This is a genomic window from Enterococcus sp. AZ103 (genome assembly GCF_051714685.1).
GTDB lineage: Bacteria > Bacillota > Bacilli > Lactobacillales > Enterococcaceae > Enterococcus_A > Enterococcus_A alishanensis.
Map to the genome: position 1 here is coordinate 14,579 of NZ_JBIOSI010000004.1, position 12,059 is coordinate 26,637.

13 protein-coding genes are annotated in these 12,059 nt (G+C 36.3%); 1 reads left to right on the forward strand and 12 read right to left on the reverse strand.

From position 1 onward, the window contains the following. Window positions 1–27: 27 nt before the first annotated feature. The 5 genes from ID741_RS19575 to ID741_RS19595 all read right to left on the reverse strand — a co-directional run bounded on the left by ID741_RS19575 (window position 28) and on the right by ID741_RS19595 (window position 2,926). Entirely contained in the window at window positions 28–342 is a 315-nt protein-coding gene (locus ID741_RS19575; RefSeq protein ID WP_438721330.1) for a hypothetical protein, read from the reverse strand. Then, window positions 342–863 carry a hypothetical protein gene (locus ID741_RS19580; protein WP_438721331.1) on the reverse strand — a complete coding sequence of 174 codons (522 nt, stop codon included), beginning with the start codon at window positions 861–863 and terminating at the stop codon, window positions 342–344. The genes ID741_RS19575 and ID741_RS19580 overlap by 1 nt, the downstream gene beginning before the upstream one ends. A 73-nt stretch (window positions 864–936) precedes the next feature. Next, a complete protein-coding gene (locus ID741_RS19585) occupies window positions 937–1,293 on the reverse strand; it encodes a hypothetical protein (RefSeq protein WP_438721332.1) in 357 nt (118 codons plus the stop codon). Between the two features lie 75 nt (window positions 1,294–1,368). Then, a complete protein-coding gene (locus ID741_RS19590) occupies window positions 1,369–2,718 on the reverse strand; it encodes a peptidoglycan DD-metalloendopeptidase family protein (RefSeq protein WP_438721333.1) in 1,350 nt (449 codons plus the stop codon). Further along, window positions 2,705–2,926, reverse strand: coding sequence for a helix-turn-helix domain-containing protein (locus ID741_RS19595; RefSeq protein ID WP_438721334.1), 222 nt, complete (start codon window positions 2,924–2,926; stop codon window positions 2,705–2,707). Before ID741_RS19595 ends, ID741_RS19590 begins: the two co-directional genes overlap by 14 nt. Before the next feature lie 186 nt (window positions 2,927–3,112). On the opposite strand from ID741_RS19595, the gene ID741_RS19600 reads away from it, so the two are divergent. Continuing rightward, the gene (locus ID741_RS19600; protein WP_438721335.1) at window positions 3,113–3,415 is read left to right on the forward strand and encodes a hypothetical protein; all 303 of its coding nucleotides are present in this window, start codon (window positions 3,113–3,115) and stop codon (window positions 3,413–3,415) included. 109 nt (window positions 3,416–3,524) lie between these two features. Here ID741_RS19600 and ID741_RS19605 read toward each other — a convergent pair whose 3' ends face one another. From ID741_RS19605 to traE, 7 genes are all read right to left on the reverse strand, one after another. After that, the gene (locus tag ID741_RS19605) at window positions 3,525–4,502 is read right to left on the reverse strand and encodes a sortase domain-containing protein (RefSeq protein WP_438721336.1); all 978 of its coding nucleotides are present in this window, start codon (window positions 4,500–4,502) and stop codon (window positions 3,525–3,527) included. A 118-nt stretch (window positions 4,503–4,620) separates the two neighbouring features. After that, on the reverse strand, window positions 4,621–7,269 hold the full coding sequence (locus ID741_RS19610) for a VaFE repeat-containing surface-anchored protein (protein WP_438721337.1): 2,649 nt from the start codon (window positions 7,267–7,269) through the stop codon (window positions 4,621–4,623). Window positions 7,270–7,345: 76 nt separating this feature from the next. Continuing rightward, complete coding sequence (locus tag ID741_RS19615) at window positions 7,346–8,497, reverse strand: C39 family peptidase (protein ID WP_438721338.1); 1,152 nt, start codon at window positions 8,495–8,497, stop codon at window positions 7,346–7,348. 11 nt (window positions 8,498–8,508) lie between these two features. Then, a complete protein-coding gene (locus tag ID741_RS19620) occupies window positions 8,509–9,261 on the reverse strand; it encodes a hypothetical protein (protein WP_438721339.1) in 753 nt (250 codons plus the stop codon). A 125-nt stretch (window positions 9,262–9,386) separates the two neighbouring features. Then, a complete protein-coding gene (locus ID741_RS19625) occupies window positions 9,387–10,562 on the reverse strand; it encodes a peptidoglycan amidohydrolase family protein (protein WP_438721340.1) in 1,176 nt (391 codons plus the stop codon). 11 nt (window positions 10,563–10,573) lie between these two features. After that, window positions 10,574–10,711, reverse strand: coding sequence for a hypothetical protein (locus ID741_RS19630; RefSeq protein WP_438721341.1), 138 nt, complete (start codon window positions 10,709–10,711; stop codon window positions 10,574–10,576). A gap of 600 nt (window positions 10,712–11,311) precedes the next feature. Then, window positions 11,312–11,653 (reverse strand): type IV conjugative transfer system protein TraE, encoded by a 342-nt coding sequence (gene traE / locus ID741_RS19635; RefSeq protein ID WP_438721342.1) that lies wholly within the window; start codon window positions 11,651–11,653, stop codon window positions 11,312–11,314. Between the last annotated feature and the right edge of the window lie 406 nt (window positions 11,654–12,059).

Here is a 12,059-nt window from a genome sequence, read left to right on the forward strand (position 1 = left end):
CCTCTTGATTTAAATAAAGTATTTCGATTAGTGACTAGTACCAGTTCGTTCTTTTTTTACATTTCTTTGCATTTTAGGCGGGTGAGTAATGAAGTACCATATTGCTATACCTATTGCTACTCCCATTAGTTGACAGCCGGAAATCACACACAAAAATTTTAATACCTGACTTGGCGTAATCCACATGATTACACAAATTAGACTTGCTGGTAAAAATATTTTTTTCTCGTATCTCACCAATTCCTTATCCGATATGAATTTTTTCTTTTTTGCAAATTGATGGATTGTAATAATCATTGCAGGTGCGGTCAAAATCGTTAATATTACATTTACTTGGAACATCAATGCTCCTCCTTATCAAAATCAATCGTTTTCAGTAGTTCCAGTTCTTCTTTCGGAAAATTCAAAATATATATATTTCGTTCGATATCCTTTTCTTTCCGCTCTTTTTCACGAGCTTTATTTTTAAATTGAGCTGATTTCACTTCAATAAAAGCTTTATCTGATTCAGGAATTTCTTTGAAAAATACATTTTCACCATCTTTTTGTACGGTTTCAAAAAGATTTTTTTTCAACAAACCATTTTCCGTATTGACGAAATAATACAGGTTAAGGTCTTTCAAATTTTTCTTAGTGATTGACTTTTCTTCACTAAAGAAAAATCTACCTAATAAAGAGTTGCTCTTTTCACTAGTAATTTCCTTTGAGCTTTCAATAGAGTAGACATCTTGAATTTCTTCTTTATCAGTAATGACGTATTCTACTTTGTTGCTATCGCCCAATTCTTCACTGATTTTTGCATTTTCAATAATATCTCTAGTCATTGGAACTAAAATAGCTAGCAAGAAAATACATGCAATCATTCCGATAACTGCCTTAACGAATTCGATAAAATCACTCCTTCAACAAAATCTCACGCCATCTATCAACGACTTACTATTTTCTATAATTTTGATTTAAATAGGCTTCAATGTGATCACGGTGAATCTTCATTTCTGGTATGACAGTCATAGAATAGTAGCCGACACGTTGAATAGAATCTTCTACAGTTTTTTCGTCATAGATACGACGCCCACTTTTAATTTTCACAAGTATAAATCGTCCATTATTTTCGAGAACCACTCTCTCTGTATCTAGTAAGCGAGTGGCATTTAATTCACCCTCCATGACTAATTCCTTGTACTTTTCAGCTTTTAGCCAAATTGATTTTAAGTAGTTTCTTCCTGAAAAAATAAGCGTGATTTTCCTTTTTTCATTGATTGGCAGTATTAAACTTTGTTCTTTGCCCCCCATTTCTTCTTTCCCTTCACAAAAAAAGCTACCTAACAAAATCATTGCTAGATAGCTTTTCTACTATTATTTTATTTTTTAGAAAATGACACTGGCAGGATCAATCAACATTGACTGAGACAAACTTGCGTCTTTACAAATTTCTAAATGTAAATGTGCCCCTGTGCTGTTTCCTGTTGAACCCACGTAACCAATGATTTGACCTTGTTCTACGTGATCCCCTGCTTTTACTGCATATTGTTGTTGGTGAGCGTATAAAGTAGTCATACCGTCGTCATGTTGAATCACAACATAGTTGCCCCACGAATAGTGGAACTCTGCTTTAATGACTGTCCCTGCTTTACTGGCATGAATCGGCTCACCTTGACTAGCTGCCATGTCTAATCCTCGGTGAAACTCACCGCCACGATTGCCAAATGGACTAGAAATCGTATAGTTATTGACTGGTACAGCGTAGCCAGTAGCACTCACTGGCGTCCCTTGTACTTCTTTGTCGTACTCAGTTAGATCGTAAGTCTCAATTAAACCGTTTAGTTTTTGGTTATATTGCGTATCTGTGGCATATTTTCCTGTTAAAAATGCCGTTGCGTCTTGATACGTTGGCGCATTACTTTTCCAAACGCCTGAATAAAACTCGCTGTTCCCTGAAATGCCTTCTTTTAACAAGGTGGCATAGTCATTGAAGCTATCTTCATAATCTTCATAGACTCTAAAGCCTGCTTGGGTACTGTAAAGATTGCCATTCCCGAAATCTTCTTGGGTAGCCATAGAAACACTTTTACCATTATGGGTTCCTTTAATGCCGAACAAATTATAGTTAGGCGCTTGAGCTAATGTGCTTTGACCTGACGCTGATTCTAAGATTGCTTGTGAGATCATGACTGAGGCATACAAATCTTTTTCTTGTCCGATTTTTCTTGCGGACTCGCCAATTTTACGAATAAAGCTGTCTACTGACTCATCTTTTTCAAAATGAACCGCCCCGTCATTTGTGACTGTGGCAGATGGTACATATTGCGTTAGATCGTTAGTAGCTGGTTGATTCACCGTAGTTTCCGGTGCTGGTGTTTCTTGCGGTTGTTGTGGTGCTTCTGGTGCAGTGTTAGGAGTTTCCTGTTTTGGCTCCTCACTACTAGGTGTTGTTTGACTGCTAGAGGTAGTGGTATCCTCTGACGGCTTGGTACTTGGTACCGTTGAGCTTTCACTACTACTTGGCGGTGTACTGCTTTCTGTGCTACTAGACGAACTAGTAGAACTTTCACTACTCGTAGTGGTTTCAAAACTGTTTTCAGTAGTTGCTTTATCTTTTTCTACCTGCTCTGTTGAATCTTTCGCCTCATGTTCTTCTGCAAAAACATTCAATGGTACTGACATGAATGTCTGTGCTGATATCAAAAGCGCTGATAAAATCTTACTAAATTTCTTCAAATGATTTATCTTCCTTTCTGTCTGTTCGTAAATCATCTACTGTCACATCTAGTGCGTCAGCAATTTTACAAGCAAATTCAAAACTTGGCTTTTTGATTCTTCCCAATTTCAAATCTGATATTGTTCCAGTTGCAATATTCATCTTTTTTGCTAGTTTATATTGAGTCATATTTCTTTCATTCAATATTTTTTGTATCTGTTCCCACATAATTATCCAAACTTTCTTAATGTTTTTTTAATAATAAATTCATTGAAAAATCGTTTTACACGGAGGTAGTGAATATATTAAGAAGATAAACCATGTTATAATATAATAAAAGTGAGAGATGTTTATTACACTTGCTCTAACAAGTGCAACTCACATCTCTCACAAAAAAAGGAGGTGAATAAAATTATGTCCAACTTTCATTTGGTAAATCCAAACACTTTTGATAACCTTGGTTTCCTAGAAAGAACCACTGTAGGGGCAACTGCACTATTTATAACAGCTATCCTGTTCTTAGTTGGATTTTTCCTTCTAAAAAATGTAGGCATTCCTTTTTTTAATAGCTATTACGGAATGTCAGATGTCGTTAGGTTTGGTTTCGGAGTTACGTCCACCATTGCAGGTTTTGTTATGCTAGTAATGTTTATCAACTTTATTGCTGTACTCATTATTTCTGCTTTGGTAGCATTTTTTGTAATCTATAATCTTTAATCAAACATTCCGACCTTTTCATTTATGAAGAGGTCGGTTTTATTGTACCACTTTTCTATATTTCATGTACTTAAAATAAACATAATATTTTTGGCCTATACTTCAATAACTAACCCCACGTACGTTTCAATAGAACGTGACTAAAAATGATTAGAAAAATAAATATCCAAAAATAGCCAATCATTAGTGGAATAAACCAATGCCCGTCATTCATCAGTTGGAAGCAAACAATACAAAAGCGCTGAAATCCATTGTATCGTGATTCCTTGCCCTCTTTGAACTGATTCTTTTTATTATTACTGTTTTTTAAATTGCTGTTTGGATGTTGATTATCCGTTGTTTCAGTTGTGGCATTTGATCCTGTATCAACTTTTTTGTACAATCCCAATGCTTCTTTTACTTCGGGCGTGGCTTCTTCAGCTGGATAAGACTTGCCATATTCACCCTGCACCACTGCTCGATTAGGCGTATTCATTCCACCTTCACAACGTATAAAAGTAATTTTTGCTTTTTCTTCTTCATTTGGTAGGTCTAAGACTTCACCATTGGCTTGATTAACGACTTCGTTTTTTGTTGCAAAATATTCATAAACATTTGTAAAATCGGTGGCATAAATAACTCCGGATAATTGTGTGTTAGAAATCCGTCCTAAAGCGCCTCCGCCTTCTACAAGGTTATGGGCCAACAAAACGTAGTTCCTTTTGCCTAAAGCTTGGTCGGGATAATAAGTACCAACGCCCACCATTAGATTTTGATTACTCATTCCTGCCAATATTTTAGTTCTTATATTTGCACTGGGAATGTAAATGGCACCAATCCCCCACTGATTAACAATTTTTTCATAGTTCAGTTGTGCCTTAGCATACTCACTAGGTGACACTGGTTTAATTGAATCCGGGTCAAAATTGGCTTGATCGTTTAATTCTTCTGTTGCTTTTTTTGTTTCCTTTTTTGGTTGTATTTGGTGCGTCATGCTTATGTCGTTATCTGTTGTTTTCAACAAAGAGTAACCGTAAAAACAAAGACCTGCAAAGACTAGCCCCACAATAAACCACAAAATAGGTAATATTCTTAAAAATTTTTTCACGTATTCCTCCCAATTGAAAACTAGAATGAGACACAAGAAAAAAGACACATGATAGACACTAGGCGCCTTTACAGGCACCTAGAGAGAAAGTTTGGTTCTTTGTTTATAGCCTTCCCGCTTATTCTTTTACTTCTTTTTTGCGGTTAAGATATAATACAGTTGCAATTGCTCCAACAATTGCAAGCATTACGACAGCAGCTAAAACTTTTTGCATATCGCTTAATGATCCCCATGTTTGAGGGATAGATTTAGTTGGTGTTGTTGGTTTAACAGGCGTTTCAGGGACATTGACAGTTAATTGTTGTTTCACTTCGTCAATGTTCTTTTCGCTTGTTAGTTCCGTACCTTTAGAAGAAAGAGACTCATAAGCAACTAATACTTTGCCAGCTGCTTGAGACAAGTCAATTTCGAATGGTACGTCAACGTAACCCTCTAATAAAGTTACTTCTTCCAATTTAGAAAATTCAGTAGCCGTGTCATTTTCTTCTTTAGCGGCTGTATCGTCGGTTTCAGTTGCGTCTTTTTCAGTTGTATCAGTTGCTTTAGCTTCAACTTTTGAACCAGAATTAGCAGTTTCTTTGTCTGCTTTATCTGTGTCTTTTTCAGTGTCTGCCTTGTCGTTAGTTTCTTTAGTTGCTGTGTAGTAGTCTTTTGCAAGGATTTTAGAAGTTACTTCTCCATCTTTACCAGCTACAATATCTAGTGTTCCAGTTACTTCTTTACCCATTGGGTCAGTAAATGGTTTTTCAGTTTCTTTATCCATGATAGATAAATCAACAGTGTAAGGTTGATCAGAAATTAAGTTTTCATAGTACACGCGATCATAGCCTTTTGTGTTAGCTAATGGATCAGGATTTTTAATCGCATTGTTTTTGTTGTCAAAAGCGAAAAATTCAGTGTGGATTTTAGGCTCTACAAATTGAATAGATTCTGCTTCATTGTTTAAATCACTATGAGAAGCTACTTTTTCCCATTCTTTAATTGATGGGTTGTAGTATTCTAATTCATTTGTAAATACACCTTTTTTACCATTCATGCCTTCAGCATTAAAATCGTAATAAACATTATGAACAAATTTTGCTTGTTTAGCAGTAAATTCTTCTGTCTTCTTCAACGATTCTTCGCCTAACTGTTTACCAGTGCCAAATTCAACATAATCAGTTGTTAAGCGTAATTGTGCATTTTCTGGTAACTGTTGACCGTCAATCATGACTTCATCACGTAATTTTTGATCTTTTAAAGGATTAACAAATTGCGCACCATCAACATTACTTGCTTGTGAGTCTAAAGCAACTTTCACTGTTGGGTTTTTCACCACAAGTTCATTTCCACCGTCTTTAATGACAATTGTTCCTTTAGAAGTTGCAGGGTCAATGTAATGTCCTGCGATTGTTGCGATTTCTTCATAATCAATTTTTGTGCCTTCTTCATAAACAGGTGTTTCAAAATTACCATTTGCGTCAGTTGTGTAAACTTTTGTTGCTTGTTTTTTGCCATTTGGCAATGTTGGAGTGATATTGAATTTTGCACCAGCAATTGCTTTGCCGTTTTCATCAGTTTTCTTTAAGGTAAGTTTTCCTTCTTTAATAACTTCAACATTTACTGAAGCAATTATTGTTGATGGATCAACACTTCCCCCAGTCCCTACAGATTGGCTTCCTTCCGAAACCCATACTAGTGGCGTATCGGCTAGCGGCGATTGTTTTTTGAATATTACTTGTCCACTTGGGGTATCACTGTTTGCTTTTATTGTCAGCTGATTACCTTTTACAGTAATTTCTGAATTTTTGATAGTTGATTCTAATTTCATACTGTCGATATTATTATTCGTATCAGTTAAAGTCACACTCTGACCTGCTTTTACTTTAACCGTTTGTTTATCAAATGACGGTTTTGCGTAATACTTTTGCATTTTTGCTTCAACTTCTGCTTGATAAGATTTAAAACCATCTAATGTGCCTATTCCGCCAACAGAGTCTACGTTCCAACCAATTCTTGACCAAACTAATAACTGAGTGTATCCAGCAGCAACATCATCACTATCATCATGAGCTCCAAAATTCATAACATCATTAACATTTTTTGAAACTTCCTGTGTAATATCCATTGTGGTTGGCGAATAGCTATTCCCAGGCTTGAATATATAAGTAGGATCCATACAGTAAGCAAATTTGCCGTCCACATAATGATGTGCCATATAAGGATATGTCGTTGTAGTTCCATTTCCTGACAACGTATAACTCATATTGAAACGTTTTGAAGACCCGATTGCTCTTGAATTAATATTAATTATGTTAAATGGGATATTAACATTTTCACCTGCATCATTTTTCATTGCAACTGACGCACCAGCTGGTTGATTTTCACCAAATATAGCAAGTCCTAGCTGTTCGATTTCATCATTGCTTAGACCGGACGTATTATACTTTTCCATACCATCTCGTTTTGACAATTGTTGAATTTGGTCTGATGTAAAGGCTTGATTGCCAACACGTTCTAATGATTGACCTTCTACAGTTGGTTCTTCCGCAGTTACTTCTTTCTCACCACTATTGTTTGGTTGAGATTTAGATTCCTCCGTTTCCTTTTTATTTTTGTTCTCCTCTTTTGAAGAGTTACCAGCGCTTGAATCCTTTACAGTTTCAGTCGTTGATTGTGTAGTCGCTTCCGCTAAAGAAGCCACTGGTGCTACAAAGGTACTTGCCCCAACTGACAGCAACATTGCAATAGTCGCCAGTTTGGTTCTTAAAATTCTACCTTTTTTCATTGTGTTTCCTCCATTTCCAATATTTATTTATATAAAAAAGCACCTAGAGTTTTTCTCTAAGTGCTTTAAAATATCTCTATTTTATTACTACTGCTGATTTTCTCAAATTGTAGCTTGCCTCAAATGATTGTGCGTTCACCCAGTATTGTCCTTTGTTAGGATCTGAAACATGATATGTTTGATTGCTTTCATTAAAGCCGTCTAACGTAACTATGTGTGCATTATTAATTGCAGAACCAAACCAATAGTTACCATACTGTGGTGAAGCAAAATTTAAGGTGACATAAACTACTACTGGATTACCAGTCCTTAATTGATCTTTTAAATTTTCTACGGAACTACCTGTAATATCAGAAACATTTCCATATCGCATTCCCCAATCGGCTAAAGGTTTTGCATATATTGAATGATACACACCCGATACTACATTATCTGGCTTTCCTGAAAATCCATTATTTGGATTATTATTAGGGGACATAGGCATTTCTTTAATAAAGTTTCCTAAATTGTATGATCTAGCATATCCCTTTGTTTGTAATGCTTCTAATAATGAAGCTGCTTCACACCCCATCGGGTATCCTGCTTTTCTTTGATCAATAAAAGGTGAGTTTAGCAAAACATAAGAAGCGACAGGAATTTCATCACCATTAGAATTAAATGCTGTCCCTTCATCTATCCAACCATTTTTTACTAAGTTATCTTTTTCCGCTATATTCATTGTATAATGATGACTTCCTGCATCTTTAGCGTTGGGATTATACACTCGATATACAGGTGTTCCATTTGGATCATAACTCCATGCTATTCCTTCATTATGCCACCCATTTTTTGCTAAACTTTCCTTTTCGGAAGAATTTATAGTATAAAAATGTTCTCCTGAATTTGGATTATAAACTCTATACACCGGCGTACCAGTATTGCTCACCTGCATACTAATACCTTCATTACGCCATCCGATACTTATTAATGAGTCTCTTTCATTTTGACTTAGTGTGTGTAAATGTTCATTCGAGTTAGGATTATAAACTCTATACACTGGAATAGTAGAATTACTCGATGTTTTCTCCTCTGCCGACAATGAATATTCCGTTACAGAGGACTCATCACTATCCATTATTTGAATATTTTCTTCACTCATTGTTATCTCGGCTTCACTAACTTTAGAACCGATTATTGAAAAGCTTAAGAACATAGCACCGATTAATATTAACCGTATATTTAATTTCATAAAGTTTCTCCCTACACATAATCAATATAAAAATCTATAGTATACCAAGTTTCACCATTACTCATACGAACTTCTCTAGACTTAAATGCCCATACTTTATCTGTAGAGCCTTCATTTACTATAAACCAGCCGTCATAATATTCAGAATTTTCATCATTTCTCATGATGTCCCCTTTTTTCCCTGCTTCAATGAGACTTTTTTCAAGAATACCACTATTACCAATTTCATCTAGTGGAGTAATTGGTTTTTCTGGTTCTACTGGTTTTTCATCAGTCCCACTATAAAAAGCTACGCCTTCATATTTCCAACCTTTGCGAACTAAATAGTCGCATTCTTGCCCATTTGTTGTAAAATGGTGCGTCCCTGTTCTTGCATTAGGATTGTACATACGGAATACTTCTGTTTTTCCGCCTGAATACCAAGCTACCCCTTCATAGCGCCAACCTTTGATTTTCAAGTTGTCTCGTTCATTGGCACTTAATGTGTAGTGGTGATCTGCTGTGTTGGGATTTAACATACGATAAACTGGTTCACCAGAACTTGGTATAGCCCATGCTGTCCCTTCGTCTCTCCAACCGAATTGCGAAATATACGGAATTTCAATCGTATTAGTCGTAAATAGATGTTCCCCTGACGTCGGGTTGTATGCACGGTACAATGTTGTTGCCTCTGTTTCTTGTGGATTGGTACTGGCAAATACTCCCACTGCCAATACCGCTCCTATACCTAAAACAACGTTTCCTAATACTGTTCTTGTTTTCATTTTTTTCTCCTTCTAGCTGAATCCCCAATTTTTGCTTAATTGTTGGAAGATTTGCTGATATCGTTGTTAACAGTTTGAAGCGTTCTAATTATTAAATTATAACAAAATTTCATTTTAAAATGAAATTATTTCAAGCGATACCACTTTGTCGGTGTAGGGCCTGTCCGCCCTTCAATCTGTGTTTCACTTATGCCATTATCAGCTCCATTACAATGAACAATTGTTGTGTTACTGGAAGCAACGCCTGTATGACCTGCTGCACCGTTTGAATTGCCTTGATCACCTGAAATAAAAATGTCTCCCTTACGAACTTCACTTCTTGAAATTTCAGTAAGGACGCTGCCATTTAACCATGATAAGGTACTGGTATTTCCTAGTGTTGTTCCTTGTGGTAAATAGCCTGCTTCAATTAATGCTGAATACACGGCACTTGAGCAGTCATATTGCTTTGGACCATTTCTTTGAGGAATCAACATGCTGTAAGTAATACCAATATCTTGCCGAACATAAAACCAATCAACTAATTTATCTAATTTGCTCCTTGAACCAACACTAAACCATGCAATACTTTCACTCTTCCAACCGGAATCCATCAGCCATTTTCGCTCTGAGGTATTTGTCGTATAGTAATGTGAGCCAATACCTTTCGCATTAGGATTTAATAGCCGATAAACAGCTGCCCCATCATAAGGCGCATACCATGAAGTACCTTCATCTTTCCAACCTGCTTTTACTAAACCATTTTTTTCTGAGCTTGAAGTGGTGTAGTGGTGTTCGCCAGTATTGGGATTGTACACACGATAAACGGCATTTCCTGAGGAGGAACCGTACATGGTGACTCCTTCATCTCTCCAACCTGCCTTAACTAATCCGTCTTTTTCAGCTTTGCTTTGGGTAAAGAAATGTTCTCCACTGTTTGGATTGTAAGCTTGATAGATTGGTAATTGATCGACCGCTCTCGATTGATAGGCTTTAGCTTCTTGTTCTTGTTGGAACTGTTCGCTAGGTTGAATAATGTTTCCGCCGTTTGCATTTGCGATTTCGTCTTCGCTAGGCTGTGGATTTTCACCTTCTGTGATTGGTACGTCAGACACATCAGAATCAGACACACTGTCTATGGTGCTTTCTACTGTGGCTACAGCTGAATCTTGTGTTTGTGTGGAACTTATTTCGTCTGCCTGTGAGACACTCCCTAGACCTAACAGACCGACAAATACGGTTGCTGCTACAAGCCAACGCTTCCCTGATTTATACAATTTGTATCGTTTTTTTACTTCACCTAAACTAAACTTTTTTCTCATTCCTGTTCCTCCTAATGATTAAATGAATACCCTGCTTTATGTTCAAAAGTTGCTAGTAACAGCTTTGCTTGTCTCTCTGTTCCATGAGTCAATGATTCAAAACGAACGCCACCATCAACTCTTAAAACTTGTACTACCCAATCCCTCATTGGCTATTTCACCCCTTTACAAGAAATCTTTTGTTGCTAAATAAAACGTGTTTTCTCTTTTTTCGTTTGTTGAAAACTGTAAATCATACATAAATAATTTCGACTAGTTTTTTGGCGTCCGTAACTAGAACCCTATAGAACAACGGTAAATGCTCGATTACTTTCGTAACGTCATGGCAAGTGCTCTAATGTATTTGCAGCATACGACATGAACCCCTCTAAATGTTTCTAGGATACTATGCGTTTCCCCATTACCGGAAACCTGATCAAGTTTTTCATTGATTGTGCGTGAACCCTCCCCCCTTAGTAGCTGCTCTGATTAGGCAGGGTGCTATGTATTGCTTTGAAAATTGCTTTCCTTGGTGTTTACCACTTACTTTCATTGCAAGTGTTCATTGTCGAAAAGTCCTGGATAGTTGCGTTTGCTAAAGGAACCGAAACCCCTTTCCAAAGACGAATACTGCCTGAAATCAATACTGATTATTTTATGCTGTACGTCGCCTAAGCCTACTCCTATTCAATTCTTTACTCTCCAAGTGCCACAATTTCGCCACAAATTTTTCAAGCAAACGAAAAAAGAGAAAATATTATTTTGGATCTCTACTTTGTTTTAATGTATTTACTGAAGCCTTTCCCTGTAAGTAGTAAAGGCTGTCCTAATGCTGTTCTTCTAGCAATTAATACTCGGTTTTCATCATAGACATGCTTAATTCGTGGATAGATATCTTTGATTGAGACTGTTTCAAGAATATTTTCATGTTTCTTAGCCCCAATGTAATAGTCCTCTACTTTTTCAGCATTCCAGCCCTTTACAAAATATTTAACACACCGTCTTTTTTTCGAAAAGGTACCGTTTTGATCTTCAACTTTTGACGGCGGTTCATAAACAGTTAATCTTTTTCCAAAACGGCTAATATCAGCAATCCCAATTTGTTTTCGCATACCAACACCCTTTTTCCTTTCAGTAGAAATTTAAAAAATGAATATTATGATTGCTTTCATATCAAGCTTAATCCACACTATATCGAACATACGTTCTTTTTGTCAAGTGAATTACATAACTGTCAAGCGAAAAGTTTTATCAATCGTTGCGAGTTTATTAAAAATTTTGACTGACAAAACTTCTCCCTCAAAAAATATAATCGCTTATGCTAGACATGAATTTTATTCCATGACCACAAAAAGAGGCTGACACATTATCGTGTCAGCCTCCTAACTTTGTTACATCCTATTCTGCTTATCTAAAAAATCATAAATTTTGCCTTTGAAACTTTCTGATTTCTTACAAGAACCCCTAAAGAAATATCTAAAAAAAGTATTCTAAAGCCTGTAAATATGATATTATTTA

What these genes read in the sequence shown, in the direction of transcription:
- ID741_RS19580 (WP_438721331.1), bottom strand. Translation starts at nt 863, where the DNA reads ATGATTGCATGTATTTTCTTGCTAGCTATTTTAGTTCCAATGACTAGA.
- ID741_RS19595 (WP_438721334.1), bottom strand. Translation starts at nt 2,926, where the DNA reads ATGTGGGAACAGATACAAAAAATATTGAATGAAAGAAATATGACTCAA.
- traE (WP_438721342.1), bottom strand. Translation starts at nt 11,653, where the DNA reads ATGCGAAAACAAATTGGGATTGCTGATATTAGCCGTTTTGGAAAAAGA.
- ID741_RS19620 (WP_438721339.1), bottom strand. Translation starts at nt 9,261, where the DNA reads ATGAAAACAAGAACAGTATTAGGAAACGTTGTTTTAGGTATAGGAGCG.
- ID741_RS19600 (WP_438721335.1), top strand. Translation starts at nt 3,113, where the DNA reads ATGTCCAACTTTCATTTGGTAAATCCAAACACTTTTGATAACCTTGGT.
- ID741_RS19585 (WP_438721332.1), bottom strand. Translation starts at nt 1,293, where the DNA reads ATGGGGGGCAAAGAACAAAGTTTAATACTGCCAATCAATGAAAAAAGG.
- ID741_RS19615 (WP_438721338.1), bottom strand. Translation starts at nt 8,497, where the DNA reads ATGAAATTAAATATACGGTTAATATTAATCGGTGCTATGTTCTTAAGC.
- ID741_RS19575 (WP_438721330.1), bottom strand. Translation starts at nt 342, where the DNA reads ATGTTCCAAGTAAATGTAATATTAACGATTTTGACCGCACCTGCAATG.
- ID741_RS19625 (WP_438721340.1), bottom strand. Translation starts at nt 10,562, where the DNA reads ATGAGAAAAAAGTTTAGTTTAGGTGAAGTAAAAAAACGATACAAATTG.
- ID741_RS19630 (WP_438721341.1), bottom strand. Translation starts at nt 10,711, where the DNA reads ATGAGGGATTGGGTAGTACAAGTTTTAAGAGTTGATGGTGGCGTTCGT.
- ID741_RS19610 (WP_438721337.1), bottom strand. Translation starts at nt 7,269, where the DNA reads ATGAAAAAAGGTAGAATTTTAAGAACCAAACTGGCGACTATTGCAATG.